General features: G+C 76.2%; 6 protein-coding genes. All 6 read left to right on the top strand.

Annotated features, from left to right (window positions below; genetic code table 11):
• The first annotated feature begins 12 nt into the window (after positions 1–12).
• A complete protein-coding gene (locus tag HNP84_RS28085; protein WP_246518811.1) occupies positions 13–8,007 on the top strand; it encodes a type I polyketide synthase in 7,995 nt (2,664 codons plus the stop codon).
• Positions 8,008–8,068: 61 nt separating this feature from the next.
• A complete protein-coding gene (locus tag HNP84_RS53530; protein WP_246518813.1) occupies positions 8,069–14,269 on the top strand; it encodes a type I polyketide synthase in 6,201 nt (2,066 codons plus the stop codon).
• Between the two features lie 57 nt (positions 14,270–14,326).
• On the top strand, positions 14,327–14,719 hold the full coding sequence (locus HNP84_RS28115) for a nuclear transport factor 2 family protein (RefSeq protein WP_185052948.1): 393 nt from the start codon (positions 14,327–14,329) through the stop codon (positions 14,717–14,719).
• 4 nt (positions 14,720–14,723) lie between these two features.
• Positions 14,724–15,980, top strand: a complete 1,257-nt coding sequence (locus HNP84_RS28120; RefSeq protein WP_246518815.1) for a cytochrome P450 family protein — start codon at positions 14,724–14,726, stop codon at positions 15,978–15,980.
• 126 nt (positions 15,981–16,106) lie between these two features.
• Positions 16,107–17,009, top strand: coding sequence for a class I SAM-dependent methyltransferase (locus tag HNP84_RS28125; RefSeq protein WP_185052949.1), 903 nt, complete (start codon positions 16,107–16,109; stop codon positions 17,007–17,009).
• A 24-nt stretch (positions 17,010–17,033) separates the two neighbouring features.
• Positions 17,034–17,231 (top strand): DUF5988 family protein, encoded by a 198-nt coding sequence (locus HNP84_RS28130; RefSeq protein WP_185052950.1) that lies wholly within the window; start codon positions 17,034–17,036, stop codon positions 17,229–17,231.
• Positions 17,232–17,245: the final 14 nt, after the last annotated feature.

Here is a 17,245-nt window from a genome sequence, read left to right on the forward strand (position 1 = left end):
GAGGGCGGCGCGATGGTGGCGGTGGCCGCGTCCGAGGAGGAGGTCGTGCCGGTGCTCGCGGGGGAGGGGGGTGTGTCGGTCGCGGCGGTGAACGGGCCGCGGTCGGTGGTGGTGTCGGGGGATGAGGAGGCGGTGCTGAAGGTCGCGGCGGTGTTCGCGGAGCGGGGGTGCAAGACGCGCCGGTTGCGGGTGAGTCACGCGTTCCACTCGGCACGGATGGAGCCCATGCTGGCCGAGTTCGGCGACGTGCTGGCCGGCCTCACCTTCCACGCCCCCGCGATCCCGGTCGTGTCCAACCTCACCGGCCGGATCGCCGGGGAGGAGATCGCCACCCCCGAGTACTGGGTGCGGCACGTACGCGAGCCGGTCCGGTTCGCCGACGGCGTGCGGACGCTGGCCGGCACCGGCGTACGGCGATTCCTGGAGCTCGGGCCCGACGGCGTGCTCACCCCGATGCTCGCCGACACCCTCGCCGACACCCTCGCCGACACGACCGGAGACACGCCCGGCGAGCCGCTCGTCGCCGTCGCCGCGCTGCGCAAGGACCGTCCCGAGACGACCTCCCTCCTGCGCGCGGCCGGCCGGCTCACCGAGGCCGGCACCGGCATCGACTGGGCCGCGGTCGTGGAGCCCGGCCGGCCGGTGGACCTGCCCACCTACCCCTTCCAGCGGCGCCGCTTCTGGCTCACCCCCGACCCGAGCCCGGCCGCCCGGCCCGGCGACGCCCACGACGACGCCTTCTGGGACCTGGTCGAGCGGCAGGACGCCGCCGAGATCCAGGCCGTCCTGGGCCTGCCCGACCGGCGTCCCCTGGACGACCTGCTGCCCGCCCTGTCCTCCTGGCGGCGCGACCGCCGCGACCGCGCGGCCGTGGACTCCTGGCGCTACCAGCCCACGTGGCGCCGCGTTCCCGATGAGCCCGCCGCCCTCCAGGGCGTGTGGGTCGTCGCCGGAGACCGCGACGGCTGCGGCGCCGCCCTCGCCGAGCGCGGCGCCCAGGTGGTCCGGATCGACGTGACCGGCCGGGAGGCGACGGCCGAGGCGCTGCGCCGGGTCGCCGCCGAGCACGGCGGCGTGACCGGCGTCCTGTCGCTGCTCGCCCTGGACGACACGCCCCACCCGGCCGCGCCGGCCGTCCCCGCCGGGCTCGCCGCCACCCTCGCCCTGGTGCAGGCGTGCGCCGACGCCGCACCCGGCGCGCGGATCTGGGCGGTCACGCGCGGCGCGGTCTCCACCGGCCCCCAGGACCCGGTGACCGCACCGGCCCAGGCCGGCGTCTGGGGCATGGGCATGGTCGCCGCCCTCGAACTCCCCGGCGCCTGGGGCGGGCTCGCCGACCTGCCCGCCGAGCCGGACCCCCGCGCCCTCGCCCGGCTGTGCGGGGTGCTCGCCGGCGCCGAGGACCAGGTCGCGATCCGCCCGTCCGGCGTGTACGCGCGCCGCCTCGCCCGCGCGCCCCAGATCGCCGGCGGCGGGACCTGGCGCTGCTCCGGCACCGCCCTCATCACCGGCGGCAGCGGCGGCATCGCGGCCGCCGTCGCCCGGTGGCTGGTGGAGCGCGGGGCCGAGCACGTGGTGCTCGCCAGCAGGCGCGGCGCCGACGCCCCCGGAGCGGACGAACGGGCCGCCGAGCTGGCCGCGATGGGCGCCCGGGTCACCGTCGCCGCCTGCGACGTCGCCGACCGGGACGCCCTCGCCCGGCTCGTCGCCGAGGTCACGGCCGGCGGCCCGCCGATCCGGGTCGTGGCGCACATGGCCGGGGTCGTGCAGGCGAGCACGATCGCCGAGACCGGCCTGGACGACTTCGCCGCCATCGTCACCGGGAAGGTCGCGGGCGCGGCCAACCTGGACGCCCTGTTCCGCGACACAGGGCTCGACGCGTTCATCCTGTTCTCCAGCGTCGCCGGGGTCTGGGGGAGCGGCGGCCACTGCGCGTACGCGGCCGGCAACGCCTATCTCGACGCGCTCGCCGACGAGCGCCGGGCGCACGGCCTGGCCGGCACGTCCGTCGCGTGGGGTCCGTGGGGCGAGGCCGGGATGGCAACCCAGGGCGAGAGCGAGGAGTACCTGCGCCGCCGCGGCCTGATCGCGATGCGGCCCGAGCTCGCCGTCGCGGCGATGGAATGGGCCGTGGAGTCGGGCGAGCGCTTCCCCGCCGTCGCCCACGTGGACTGGGAGACGTTCGTCCCGTGGTTCACCTCGGTCCGGCCCAGCCCGCTCCTCGCCGACCTGCCGGAGGCGCGACCGGCCGCCGCCGTCGCCCCGCCGGAGGGCGCCGCGCCCTCCGGCCTGGCCGCCCGGCTCGCCGCCGCGCCCGGCGGCGAGCGCGACGTGCTCCTCGCCGAGCTGGTGCGCACCGAGGCGGCGGCCGTCCTGGGCCACGAGTCGGGCCGAGAGGTGGATCTGGAGCGCAGCTTCCGCGAGCTGGGCTTCGACTCGCTGATGGCGGTCGAGCTGCGCGACCGCCTGGCCGCCGCGACCGGGCTGCGGGTCCCGCCGACGCTCGTGTTCGACTACCCGACCCCGGCCGCGATGGCGCGGTGGATCGGGGACGAGCTGTTCGGGACGGCCGCCGAGGCCGTGCCCGTGCCTGCGCCCGGCGCCGCGTCCGCCGCGCCCGAGGCCGGCGAGCCGCTGGCGATCGTCGGCATGGCCTGCCGCTATCCCGGCGGCGCCGGCTCGCCGGAGGACCTGTGGCGGCTGCTCGAAAACGGCGGCGACGGCATCGGCGAGTTCCCCGGCGACCGCGGCTGGGACCTCGCGGCGCTGTTCGACCCGGAGGTGGGCCGGCCCGGCACGTCGTACGTGCGCGAGGGCGGGTTCCTCTACGACGCGGCCGAGTTCGACGCCGGGTTCTTCGGCATCTCCGCGCGCGAGGCGCTGGCCATGGACCCGCAGCAGCGGCTCGTCCTGGAGGTCTCCTGGGAGCTGCTGGAGCAGGCCGGGATCGACCCGGCCACGCTGCGGGGCAGCCGGACCGGCGTGTTCGTCGGCGCCTCCGGCTCCGGGTACGGCTCGGCCATCACCGCGGAGATGGGCGTCGAGGGGTACGCGCTGCTCGGCAACGTCGGCAGCGTGATCTCCGGCCGGACGGCGTACGTCTTCGGGTTCGAGGGACCGGCCGTGACGATCGACACCGCGTGCTCGTCCTCGCTGGTGGCGTTGCACCTCGCCGCACAGGCGCTGCGCGCGGGCGAGTGCTCGCTGGCCCTGGCCGGCGGCGTCACCGTCCTGGCCACGCCCTCGGGCTTCACCGAGTTCTCCCGGAAGGACGGGCTGGCCCGCGACGGCCGCTGCAAACCCTTCGCCGCGGCGGCCGACGGCATCGGCTGGGCCGAAGGCGTCGGCATGCTGCTCGTCGAGCGGCTTTCCGACGCGCGGCGCAACGGCCACCGCGTGCTCGCCGTCGTGCGCGGCACGGCGGTCAACCAGGACGGCGCGTCGAACGGCCTGACCGCCCCCAACGGGCCGGCCCAGCAGCGCGTACTGCGCCAGGCCCTCGCCGACGCGGGGCTCGCGCCGGCGCAGGTGGACGTGGTGGAGGCGCACGGCACCGGCACCCGCCTGGGCGACCCGATCGAGGCGCAGGCCCTCATCGCCGCGTACGGCCAGGACCGTCCGCGCCCGCTGCTGCTCGGCTCGGTGAAGTCGAACATCGGGCACACCGCCGCCGCGTCCGGCGTCGCCGGGGTGATCAAGATGGTGCTGGCGATGCGGCACGGCGTCGTCCCCCGGACGCTCCACGTGGACGAGCCCACGCCCCACGTGGACTGGTCGGCGGGATCGGTCGAGCTCGTCACCCAGGCGACGCCCTGGCCGGGCGACGGGCCCCGCCGCGCGGGCGTGTCGGCGTTCGGGATCAGCGGCACCAACGCGCACGTGATCCTGGAGCAGGCGCCGCAGGAGACCGCGGAGCCGCCGGCCCGCGAACCCGTCCTGACGGCCGGGCCGACGCCCATCGTGCTGTCGGCCCGCTCGGCGGAGGCGATGCGGGTGCAGGCCGGCCGGGTCGCCGCGCTCCTCGACGGCGGGCACGACCTGGGCGACGTGGCCTGGTCGCTCGCCACCACCCGCCCGGCGCTGGAGCGGCGGGCCGTGGTGCTCGCCCGCGACCGCGCCGACGCGGTGACCGCGCTCGCCCGCGTAGACGCCGCGGAGGCGGCCGAACCGGTTTCGGGGCTGCTGTCCGGGTCGGTGTCCGGGGTGGGCAGGGTCGTGTTCGTCTTCCCCGGTCAGGGCCGGGGGTGGGCCGGGCCGGCGCGGGACCTGCTCGGCTCCTCGCCGGTCTTCGCCCGCGCCATGGCCGAGTGCGACGCCGCCGTGGCCGGCCTCACCGGCTGGTCGGTGATCGAGGCGCTGCGGGGCGGGGAAGGGCTCGACCGGGTGGAGGTCGCCGAGCCGGTGCTGTTCGCGGTCATGGTGTCGCTGGCCGAGGTGTGGCGGGCGTGCGGCGTCGTGCCCGGCGCCGTGGTGGGGCACGGGCAGGGGGAGGTCGTGGCGGCCCACGTCGCCGGGGTCCTGTCGCTGCCCGACGCCGCGCGCGTCGTCGTCGCCCGCGGCGCCGCGGTCGCCGCCACCCTCGCCGGCCACGGCGGGATGGCGGAGGTCCGGCTGCCGCGCGAGCGTGTGGAGGACGTGCTCACGCCGTGGACGGGCCGGTTGTCGGTCGCCGCCGTCAACGGGCCCGCCCGGATCGTCGTCTCCGGGGAACTCGCGGCCATCGAGGACCTGCTCGCCTGCCACCCGGAGCACGCCCGGCGGATCGACGCCGGCTACGCCGCGCACTGCCCGCAGGCCGAACCGGCCCGGCAGGCGCTCCTGGACGGCGTCGCCGGGATCGGCCCCCGCCCGGCCACGCTGCCGATGTGGTCCACGGTGACCGGCGGCTGGGTGCACGGCGCCGAGCTCGACCCCGCCTACTGGTACGCCAACCTGCGCGAGCCCGTGCGCTTCGCCGAGGCCGCCGTCGAGCTGGCCGCATCGGGCTTCGGCGTGTTCATCGAGGTCAGCGGCCACCCCATGCTGGCGCCCGCGATCGAGCATCCGCACGTCGTGGCCACCCTGCACGGCGACATGGGCGGCCCGGACCGGTTCCTGGCCGCGCTCGCCGAGGCCCACGTCGCGGGCGCGGGCGTGGACTGGGCGGCGGTCGTCCCGCCCGGACGCCGGCTCGACCTGCCCACGTACCCGTTCCAGCGCGAGCGCTACTGGCTCACCCCGGCACCGGTCGCAGACGCCGCCGGGCTCGGCCTCGACGCGGGCGGCCACGCGCTCCTGGCCGCGGCCGTGGACCTCGGCGACGGCGGCGGCCGGCTCCTCACCGGGCGGCTGTCACCCGCCGAGCGGCCCTGGCTCGCCGGGCGCCGTGCCGGGCCGCCGGCCACGCTGGCGGTGGAGCTGCTGGCCGCGGCGGTCGCCGGCGCCGGCCGTCCCCACCTGGCCGAGGTGGTCCCCGCCGCGCCGCTCGCCATGCCCGAGGACGGCCACCTGCGGGTGCAGGTCCTGCTCCACCCGCCGGGCGAGGACGACCGGCAGCGCGCCGAGCTGTACGCCCGCGCCGGCGACGACGGCGACTGGACCCGCCACGCGAGCGCGACGGCCGGCCCCGCCCCCGGCGACCCCGGCTTCGACCTGGCCGAATGGCCGCCCCCCGGCGCGGAGCCGCTGCCCGTGGCCGACTTCCGCGACGGCCCGGACGAGGACGCGGCCGGGCACCCCACGGCGGCCGGCTGCCTGCGGGCCGCCTGGCACCGCGGCGACGAGCTCTTCGCCGAGGTCGCCCTGCCCGAGGAGGCGTGGGAGGAGGCCGCCCGTCACGTCGTCCACCCGGTCCTGCTCGACGCGGCCCTCCACCTCGTGCTCGCGGGCGAGGAGGAGCCGCGCCGGCCGTACGAGTGGCGCGGGCTCACCGTCCACGCCGCCGGCGCCACCGCCCTGCGGGTCCGCGTCACGGTGACGTCCGACGACACGATCGCGGTCGCGGCGGCCGACATGTCCGGCGCGCCGGTGCTGGCCGCCGGCTCGGTCACGCTCGGCCCCGAGCCGGGCGGGACCTCCGGCCCGGCCCACCCCCGCCGGCACGACTCGTGGTTCCGGCTCGACTGGGAACCCGTGCCCGCCGAGTCGATCACGCCCGCGCCAGGCCCCTGGGTGGTGCTCGGCAGGCCGGGCGCCACCCAGGCCGGCGCGGCGCTTCCCCCGGCCGCCCGCCACTACCCGGACATCGCGCGGCTGCGGGCGGCCGTGGACACCGGGGCCGCCGTCCCGGCCCTGGTCGTCTGGCCCCTGCCGCCCGCGCCCGCCGGCCCCGGCGTCGCGGAGGCGGCGTACGAGGTCACGGCGGAGATCCTGGCCGCCCTCCGCGACTGGCTCGCGGACGGCCGCTTCGCCGCCTCCCGGCTGGTGCTCGTCACCCAGGGCGCGGTGGCCGCGCTGCCGGGCGACCGGGTCCCGAACCTGGCGCACGCCCCCCTGTGGGGCCTCGTCCGGGCGGTTCAGGCCGAGCACCCGGAGCGGCTGATCCTGCTCGACCTCGACGCCGGCGCGGGCGCCTGGGCGCAGGCCGTCCGCGCGATCGGCCTCGCGGGCGAGCCGCAGCTCGCGATCAGGAACGGCGCCGTGCTCACCCCGCGCCTGCACCGCGCCGAGGAGCCGGAGCCGGACGCCTCCCTCCCCGGCCTGACCCGGGGAACCGTGCTGATCACCGGCGGGACCGGCGCGCTGGGGGCGGTCCTGGCGCGGCATCTCGTGACCCGGCACGGCGTCACCCGGCTGCTGCTCACCGGGCGCCGCGGCCCGGACGCGCCGGGAGCCGCCGAGCTCGCCGCGGAGCTCACCGCGCTCGGCGCGCACGTGACGGTCGCGGCCTGCGACGCCGCCGACCGCGACCGGCTCGCCGCGCTCCTCGCCGGCATCTCCGCCGAGCACCCGCTGACCGGCGTGGTCCACCTGGCCGGGACGCTCGACGACGGCCTCGTCCAGACCCTCGACGCCGAGCGGCTGCGCCGCGTGCTGCGCCCCAAGATCGACGGCGCGGTCAACCTGCACGAGCTGACCCGCGGCGCCGATCTGGCGCTGTTCGCGCTGTACTCCTCCGCCTCCGGTGTCCTGGGCAGCGCGGGCCAGGCCAACTACGCCGCCGCCAACGCCTTCCTGGACGCGCTCGCCCAGCACCGCCGCGCGGCCGGCCTGCCCGCCCTCTCGCTGGCCTGGGGCTACTGGCGGTCGGCCGGTGACATGACCCGCCACATGGACCAGGCAGCGCTGCGGCGCATGGCCGGCGACGGGGTCCTCCCGATCACCGACGAGGAGGGCATGGAGCTGTTCGACCTGGCCTGCCGCGCGGGCCGCCCGCTGGCCGTACCGATCCGGCTGGACCTCGCCGCCCTGCGCTCGGGGGCCGCGTCCGGGCTCCTGCCGGTCGTCTACCGGCGGCTGGTGCGCGCGCCGCTGCGCCGGGCCGCCGACGCCGCGGCGCAGGCCGCGCCGGCGCTGGCCAAGCGGCTCGCCGGGCTGTCCGCGGCCGACTGCTCCGACCTGCTGCTGGACCTCGTCTGCACGCACGTCGGCATCGTCCTCGGCCACGCGTCGGCCCGAAGCGTGGACGCCGACCGGCCCATCCAGGAGGCCGGCATCGACTCGCTGGGCGCGGTGCAGCTCCGCAACCGGCTGAGCGCCGCGACCGGGCTCCGCCTCCCGGCCACCCTCGTCTTCGACTTCCCGACCCCGGCCGCCATCGCCGGGCACCTGCGCGACCACCTCGCCCCCGCCGCCCCGTTCGGCGACGGCGGCGACGGGGGCGTCGAGCCCGGCGAGGCCGAGGTGCGGGAGGCCCTGGCGCGGATACCGCTGAGCCGCCTGCGCGCGGCGGGCCTGCTGGACACGCTGCTCGGCCTGGCGGGAGCCGGGAACGGCCGGGACGACTACGCAGCCGCGATCTCGGTGATGGGCGTGGACGAGCTCATCGACCGGGCTCTCGACATCTCCGGAAGGGGATCCGACTCATGACCATGTCCACCGGCGAGCTCATCCACCGGGGCCTCGACATCTCCGGAAGGAGATCGGACTCATGACCATGTCCACCGGCGACACGCCGACCGGCAAGACGGAGCAGATAGTCGAAGCGCTGCGCGCGGCGCTGACCGAGAACGAGCGGCTCAGGCGGCAGAACCAGCGGCTGGCCGCCGCGGTCGGGGAGCCGGTCGCGATCGTCGGCATGGCCTGCCGGTTCCCCGGCGGCGTCGGGTCCCCCGGCGAGCTGTGGGAACTCGTAGACGCCGGCCGCGACGCCATCTCGGCCTGGCCGGACGATCGCGGCTGGGACATGTCCGCCGCCTACGACCCCGACCCCGACGCCCCCGGCAAGATCTACTCCCGGGAGGGCGGCTTCATCAGGGACGTCGCCGACTTCGACGCGGAGTTGTTCGGCATCTCCCCGCGCGAGGCCCTGGCCATGGACCCGCAGCAGCGGCTGCTGCTGGAGGGCACCTGGGAGGCGTTCGAACGCGCGGGCACGCCGCCCTCGTCGATGCGCGGCTCGCGCACCGGCGTGTTCGCCGGCGTCACCCAGAACGGCTACGCCGCGAACGTCAACGATCCCGAGCTGGAGAGGTACGCGATGACCGGCGGCGCGACCAGCGTCGCCTCCGGTCGCATCTCGTACGTGTTCGGGCTGGAGGGGCCGTCGGTCACGATCGACACCGCCTGTTCCTCCTCGCTGGTCGCGATCCATCTCGCCTGCCAGGCGCTGCGCAACGACGAGTGCTCCCTGGCCGTCGCCGCGGCCTCCCAGGTGCTGCCGAGCACCGGCGCGCTGGCCTGGTTCAGCAGGCTGCGCGGCCTGGCGCCCGACGGGCGGTGCAAGTCGTTCTCCGCGGCGGCCGACGGCACCGGCTGGTCCGAGGGCGTGGCCGTCGTGCTGCTCGAACGACTGTCGGACGCCCAGCGCAACGGCCGCTCGATCCTCGCCGTCGTCCGCGGCTCCGCCGTCAACCAGGACGGCGCCAGCAGCGGCCTGACCGCGCCGAACGGCCCCGCCCAGCAGCGCGTGATCAAGGCCGCGCTGCGGAACGCCGGAGTGCGGCCGGACCAGGTGGACGTGGTCGAGGCGCACGGGTCGGGGACGGTGCTCGGCGACCCGATCGAGGCGCAGGCGCTCCTGGAGGTGTACGGGCGGGACCGGGACCGGCCGCTGTGGCTCGGCTCGGTCAAGTCCAACATCGGGCACACGCAGGCCGCGTCCGGCCTGGCCGGGATCATCAAGATGGTGGAGGCGCTGCGCAACGGCCGGTTGCCCCGCACCCTCCACGCCGCCGAGCCGACCCCGCAGGTCGACTGGTCGGCGGGCGCGGTGCGACTGCTGAACGAGCCGGTCGAGTGGCGGGCCGGCGACGAGCCTCGCCGCGCGGGCGTCTCCGCCTTCGGCATCAGCGGCACCAACGCCCACATCATCCTGGAAGAGGCCCCGGCCGCCCCTGCCGACAAGCCCGCCGACAAGCTCGCCGTCGAGCCCGCCGTCGAGCCCGCCGACGAGCCCGCCGACGCGCCGGCCGGTGCGCTCGACACCGGGCCGGTCCCGCTGGTGGTGTCGGGCAGGAACGAGCAGGCGCTGCGCGGCCAGGCGGACCGGCTGCGCGCCTTCCTGGCCGCCCGGCCCGGCCACCGGCTCGCCGACGTGGGCCACTCCCTGCTCACCACCCGCTCGCTCCTGGAGCACCGTGGCGTGGTGCTGGCGGGCGACCGGGACGAGGCCCTGGCCGGGCTCGCCGCGCTCGCCGCCGCCGAGCCCGCCGCCAACGTCGTCACCGGCACGGCCAGGCGCGGCAAGGTCGTGTTCGTCTTCCCCGGCCAGGGCTCGCAGTGGGCGGGCATGGGAACCCGGCTGTGGGAGACCGTGCCGGAGTTCGCCGAGCGCATGGCCGAGTGCGCCGCCGTCATCGAGCCGATGACCGGCTGGTCGCTCGCCGACGTGCTGCGCGGCGCGCCCGGCGCGCCGCCGCTGGACCGCGTGGAGGTCGGCCACCCCGCGCTGTTCGCGATCATGGTCTCGCTGGCCGGGCTGTGGCGGGCCCGCGGAGTCCACCCCGCCGCCGTCGTCGGCCACTCCCAGGGCGAGCTGGCCGCCGCCTGCGTCGCCGGAGCGCTCTCACTGGCCGACGCCGCGACGGTCGTCGTGCGGCGCAGCCGCGTCATCGCCGAGGACCTGTGCGGCCGGGGCGGCGTCGTCTCCGTCTCGCGCCCGGCCGCGGAGGTGGCCGCGCTGATCGCCGACTGGGACGGCCGGATCGAGATCGCCGCCGTCAACGGCCCGGGGCAGGCGGCCGTGTCGGGCGACTCGGAGGCGCTGGCCGAACTGCTCGCCCGGTGCGCCGCCGACGGCGTACGCGCCCGGCAGGTGCCCATGGACTACCCCGGCCACTGCCACCTGGTGGAGGGCATCCGGGAGCGCCTGGTGGCGGAGCTGTCCGGCCTGCGGCCCATGGCCACCGAGGTGCCCTTCTACTCCACGGCCACCGGCGACGTGCTCGACGGCACCGCGGCCGGCGCCGGGTACTGGTTCGAGAGCCTGCGCGGCCAGGTCCGCTTCGCCGAGACGATCGGGCTGCTGCTGGAGCGCGGGCACGCCCTGTTCGTGGAGATGAGCCCGCACCCGGTGCTGACCGGCGCCGTCGAGGAGACGATCGAGGCGGCCGGCGCCTCCGCCGTGGCGCTTGAGTCGCTGCGCAGGAACGACGGCGGCCCCGGCCGGTTCGCCGTCTCGCTCGCCCGCGCCCACGCCCACGGCGCCAAGGCCGACTGGAGCGCGTCCTTCGCCGGGGCCAGGACCGTCGAGCTCCCGACGTACGCCTTCCAGCGCGAGCGCTACTGGCCCGATCTGGCGGAGCAGGAGCAGGCGGAGCGGCGCGCGGCCTCGATGTTCCGCACCGGCTGGACCCCGCTGGAGGCGGTCTCCGGCGCCGCGCCGCTCACGTCGGCCGAGTGCGCCGACCTCGCCGACCTCGCCGGTCTGGACGGCCTGGAGGAGATGCCGGACGTCGTGTTCGCCTGGGCGGGCGCCGCGGCCGAGCCGGAAGGCGACCTGGCGGAGCGGACGCACGCGGTCGCCCGGCACGCTCTGGCCATGGTCCACCGCTGGCTCGCCGACGAGCGGTGCGCCCGGTCGCGGCTGGTGTTCCTGACCCGGGGCGCGGTCGCCGTACGTCCGGAGGAGGACGTGCCCGACCTGCCCGGCGCCGCCGTGTGGGGCCTGCTCGCCGCCGCCCAGTCCGAGCATCCCGGCCGCTTCCAGCTTCTCGACCTGGACGACGACGTCCCCCCGCCCCCGGCCGCGCTGCCGCCCGGAGAGCCCCGCCTCGCCGTGCGGGGCGGCACCCTGCACGCCCCGCGCCTGGAGCGCGCCCCGGCCACGCCCCCCGACGGCGACCTCTTCGCGCCCGGCGGCACGGTCCTCGTCACCGGCGGCACGGGCACGCTCGGCGGGCTGGTCGCCCGGCACCTGGTCACCCGGCACCAGGTCGCGAACCTCGTGCTGGCGAGCCGCCGCGGAGCCGACGCGCCCGGCGCCGCCGAGCTGTGCTCGGAGCTGGAAGGGCTCGGCGCCCGGGTGACCATGGCGGCGTGCGACACCGCCGACCGCGACGCGCTCGCCGCGGTGCTCGCCGCCATCCCGGCCGAGCACCCGCTCACCGGCGTCGTGCACGCCGCGGGCGTCCTTGAGGACGGGCTCGTCGAGACGATGACCCCCGAGGTGCTGTCGGCCGTCCTGCGGCCGAAGGTGGACGCGGCCGTGCACCTGCACGAGCTCACGAAGGACGCCGGCCTGCGCGTCTTCGCGCTGTTCTCCTCCGCCGCCGGGGTGTTCGGCCCGGCCGGGCAGGGCAACTACGCCGCGGCCAACGGGTTCCTGAACGCGCTCGCCCATTCGCGCCGGGCCGCCGGGCTGCCCGGCGTGTCGATGGCGTGGGGCCTGTGGGCCGACCTGAGCGGCATGTCGGGCAGCCTCGCCGAGGCCGACCTGGCCCGCATGTCCCGCTACGGCATGCTCCCCATGACCGCCGCCGACGCGCTCGCGCTGTTCGACGCCGCCTGCGCGGGGGCCGAGCCGTCCCCGCTGCCGATGCGGTTCGACCCGGCCCGGCTGGCGGCCGCCATCGGCGACAACGAGGTGCCGCCGATCTACCGGAACCTGGTGCGGACGCAGGCCCGCACGGCCCCCGCCCAGCCCCCGCTGCTGGCCCGGCTCACCGCGCTTCCGGCGGCCGAGCGTGACCGCGTGCTGGCCGAGGTCGTACGCGGCCACGCGGCGGCCGTCCTCGGCCACGGCTCGCCCGACGCCATCGGCTCCGACCGGGCCTTCCGCGACCTCGGGTTCGACTCGCTGACCGCCGTGGACCTGCGCAACCGGATCAGCGCGGCCACCGGCCTGCGCCTGCCCGCCACGCTCGTGTTCGACCACCCGACCCCGGCCGCGCTCGTCCGCCACCTGCGCGCCGAGCTGCTCGGCGAACCGGCCGACACGCCGCGCGCCCTCGTCGCGGCCCCGGCGCGGGCCGCGGACGACGACGACCCGGTGGCGATCGTCGGCATGAGCTGCCGGCTGCCCGGCGGCATCGACACGCCCGGCGAGCTGTGGCGGCTGGTCCGCGACGGCGGCGAGGCGATCTCCGGCCCGCCCGGCGACCGGGGCTGGGACCTGGACAACCTGCTGCACCCGAGGTACCAGGTCCCGGGCCTGGCGATGCTGCGGCGGGCCGGCTACCTCGCCAACGCCGCCGGCTTCGACGCGGGCTTCTTCGGCATATCCGAGGCGGAGGCCCTGGTCATGGACCCACAGCACCGGCTGCTGCTGGAGATGTCGTGGGAGGCGTTCGAGGACGCCGGGCTGGCCGCGCACGCGCTCAAGGGCGAGCCGGTCGGCGTCTACTTCGGCGCCTTCTACCAGGGATACGTGGCCGACGGCCGCCAGGTGCCCGAAGCCAGCGCCCAGTACCTCGGCGTGGGCAGCGGCCCGCCCTTCGCCTCGGCGCGGGTCGCGTACACGCTCGGGCTGGAGGGGCCGACGCTCAGCGTGGACACCGGGTGCTCCTCCTCCGGGGTCGCCCTGCACCTGGCCTGCCAGGCCCTGCGCAGCGGCGAGTGCTCCATCGCGCTCGCCGGCGGCATCACCGTCCTCGCCCACCCCATGGCCTTCCTCGGGCTCGGCGGCGCGGCGGCGGACGGCCGGTGCAAGTCCTTCTCGGCCGACGCCGACGGCACCGGCTGGGGCGAGGGCGGCGGCCTGCTCGTACTGGAGCGCCTGTCGGAGGCGCGCCGGCGCGGGCACCGGGTCCTGGCGCTCGTCCGCGGCTCCGCGCTCAACCACAACGGCGCCGAGAGCAACGGGCTGAGCGCGCCGAGCGGCCGGTCGCAGCAGCGGGTCATCCGGCAGGCGCTCGCCAACGCGGGGCTGGAGCCCGGCCAGGTCGACGCCGTCGAGGCCCACGGCACCGGCTCCCCGCTCGGCGACGGCATCGAGGCCCAGGCGCTCCTGGCGACGTACGGGCGGGATCGCGAGCCCGGCCGGCCGCTGTGGGTGGGCACGGTGAAGTCCAACCTCGGCCACCCGCACGCCGGCTCCGGCGCGGTCGCGGTGATCAAGACGGTGCTCTCGCTCCGCAACGGCCTGCTGCCGCGCAGCCTGCACGCCGAGCGGCCGATGGACGACGTGGACTGGTCCGGCGGCATCGCCCTGCTCGCCGAGGCCCGCCCGTGGCCGCGGGGCGAGCGCCCCCGCCGGGCCGGGGTCTCCTCGTTCGGGGCCAGCGGCACCAAGGTCCACTTCATCCTCGAAGAGCCGCCCGCCGAGCCCGCCGACCGCGAGCCGCCGTCCATGCCCGCCGGCGGCGTGGTGGCCTGGCCGCTGTCGGCCCGGTCGCCGCAGGCGCTGCGCGCCCAGGCGCGGCGGCTGCGCGAGCACGTGACCGCCGACCCGGCCCTGGACCCGGTGGACGTCGGGTACTCGCTGGCGACCACGCGCTCGGTCTTCGAGCACCGCGCGGTCGCGCTCGCCGAGGACCGCGAAGGGCTGCTCGCGGCGCTCGACGAGATCGGGCGCGGCGAGCCCGGCCCCGCCCCGGCCGGGGAGCTCGCCGGGCTCGCCGAGAAGTACGTCGGCGGCGGGACCGTCGACTGGGCCGCCGTCTACGCCGGCACCGGCGCGGCCTGGGTGAGCCTGCCCACCTACGCCTTCCAGCGGGCCGACTACTGGGTCGGCCGCTCCGCCGACAACTGACCCCTTTCCGACCGCCCTCTGCCCACAGGCCGAGAACTCCGAGACCCGAGGATGGACATGCTCGACGAGATCGAACGCAAGGAAATCATCAACGAGTACTTCAAGCGGGTGAACGCCGGCGACGTGGAGGGCGTGTTCTCCATGCTCGCCCCCGACGCCGTCGTGGAGGACCCGATCGGCTACGAGCCGCGCAAGGGCGAGCGGGCCCTGCGCGAGTACCTCCGGTTCAACCTGGTCGACTGCCAGATCCAGGACACCGTCGAGAAGATGGTCGCCGGGCAGGACGGGCGCAGCGTCGCCGTGGCCCTCACCTGCGACTCGGTCAACTACATGGATCCCAACAAGAGCCATGTCAAGATCAACTGCATCGTGACGTTCCTGGTCAATGAGCAGGGGCTCATCGACGAGCTGCGCAGCTTCTGGAGCTTCAAGGACCTGGAGACGGGCTGACCGCATGACCGTCTTCGACATGGCACGCTCGGCCCTGCACACCGACCCGTACGGCACGATCGCCGGACTGCGCGAGCAGGGCGCGCTGGTGCGGGCCAGATATCTGGAGGGCTCGGAGATCTGGCTCGCCACCCGTGACGCCGAGGTGCGCGCAGTCCTGGCCGACCCGCGCTTCGTCGTGGACCCGGCGTCGGTGCCGGGGGGCCGGGCCGCCGACACCCGCCGCGACGCGATGCGCGCGATGGGCATGGACGAGGAGCTCATCCCGTACCTCACCGAGGCGATCCTCGACCACGACCCGCCCGACCACAGCCGGCTGCGCAAGCTGGTCTCCCGCGCGTTCACCGTGCGGCGGATCACCGAGATGCGGCCACGCGTCGAGGAGACCTGCAAGCGCCTGCTGGCCGCGCTGCCCGACCACGCCGAGAACGGCGCGGTGGACCTGATCGAGCACTTCGCCTATCCGATGCCGATCACGGTCATCTGCGACCTGGTCGGCGTGCCCGAGAGCGAGCGGAGCCTGTGGCTCGGCTGGAGCCACGGCCTGATGTCCGCCGAACCGGTCGCCATGCGGGCCGCGCTGCGCGAGATGGTCGGGCACATCCGGGAGATGATCAACGCCCGCCGCGCGGCGCCCGCCGGGCGGCTGCTCGACGCGCTCATCGAGGCGCGGGAGGCGGGCGGGGACCGGCTCAGCGAGACCGAGCTGATCACGATGGTGCTCAGCCTCGTCGTCGCCGGGCACGAGACCACCGCGCACCTGATCGGCAACGGCACCGTGGCCCTGCTCACCCACCCCGCCCAGCTCGCCGCGGTCCGGGCGGACCCCGGCCTGCTGCCCGACCTCGTCCACGAGGTCCAGCGCTGGTGCGGCCCCCTCCTGTACGGCCGGCTCCGCTACGCGCGCGAGGACCTGGAGCTGGGCGGGGAGCGGGTCGCGGCCGGCGACGCGGTGATGGCGCTGATCGTGGGCGCCAACCGCGACCCGGCCCGGTATCCCGACCCCGACAGGTTCGACGTCCTCCGTCCCCGCGAGCCGGGACGGGGCGAGGAGCACGTCGGGTTCGGCCACGGCCCCCACTACTGCCTGGGGGCCGCCCTGGCCCGCCAGGAGGCCGAGGCCGGGTTCGGCGCGCTCCTCGCCTCCTATCCCGACCTCGCGCTCGCGGTGCCGGAACAGGAGCTGGAGTGGCTGCCGCGCCCGGGTTTCCGGCGGCTCGCCCGGCTCCCGGTGCACCTGTCGGCCGCGCGCCTCCGCTAGCGCGCGGCCCCTTTCCACCCCCCGGAAAACCCCCGGTCAACCCCAAAGTCCTAGGGGTACCGGGGGCGCAGGGGCGGAACTACTGTCCAGCACGACGCGCCTCATGTCCCCTCTCTGGAGCCGATAATGTCAGACACCGCGGTTCTCCGAAGATCAGTACGCGGCGGCCTGCTGTCCATGTCGCACCGGCTGCGGATGATGCTCTCCTCACCCGAGCGCCGGGTCAGGTGGTACTACTCGCTGTACGAACCGGAGCACTTCCCCACCGAACGCAGCATGTACGTCAACCTGGGCTTCTGGGAGCCCGGCTGCGACAACCTCGACGACGCCTGCGAGGCGCTGGCCGACCGCCTCGCCGACGCGGCCGGCATGACCGAGGGCGACCGGGTCCTCGACGCCGGCTTCGGCTACGCCGACCAGGACATGCACTGGGCCGAGACCAGGAACGTCCGGCAGATCGTCGGGCTGAACATCACCCCCAAGCAGGTCGAGGCCGCCCGGGCCCGGGTGCGCGAGCGCGGGCTCGCCGACCGGATCGACCTGCGGGTCGCCTCCGCGACCGACATGCCGTTCGACGACGGCGTCTTCGACCGCGTGGTGGCCCTGGAGTCGGCCTTCCACTTCGACACCCGCCGGGCGTTCTTCCGCGAGGCGTTCCGGGTGCTGCGCCCCGGCGGAGTGCTGGCGACCGCCGACGTCGTCCCGCTCCGGGTCAGCGGCGCCAAGACCAAGCAGGAGAAGCTGGAGGAGCGGGGCCGCAGGTTCGTCGTCCCCGCCGACAACTGGCACACGCGCGAGAAGTACGAGGAGCGGCTCGTCAAGACCGGCTTCACCGACGTCACGATGAGGACGATCACCGACCAGGTGTACAAGCCGCTGCTCGCCTACATGAACCGCCACTTCGAGGAGCTGAACTCCCGGGGGCCGGTGGACCCGGCCAGGCACAACGTGCTGTGGCGGCACATCAAGGCGATCGAGGGCTACATCAGGGACACCGACTACGTCCTGGTGTCGGCCCGCAAACCGTAGCAGCCGGCTGGATAGGAGAGCGCGTTGGACTCTGACAACCTCGCGGAGATCATTTTGGAGGGCGGTCCCGAGGACCTGCCGAACGTGCTGCGCATCGAACGGGACAGAATCGCCGACGGCAAGATAAAGATCGAACGGCAGGGCGGGTACGAGCATTTCGAGCGCCGCGACCAGAACGCGCTGACGTTCCGCTGGACGGCTCGGACGAAAATAGCGGAATAAACCCGGAGGACTGG

It is taken from the genome of Thermocatellispora tengchongensis, from assembly GCF_014202315.1.
Lineage (GTDB): Bacteria > Actinomycetota > Actinomycetes > Streptosporangiales > Streptosporangiaceae > Thermocatellispora > Thermocatellispora tengchongensis.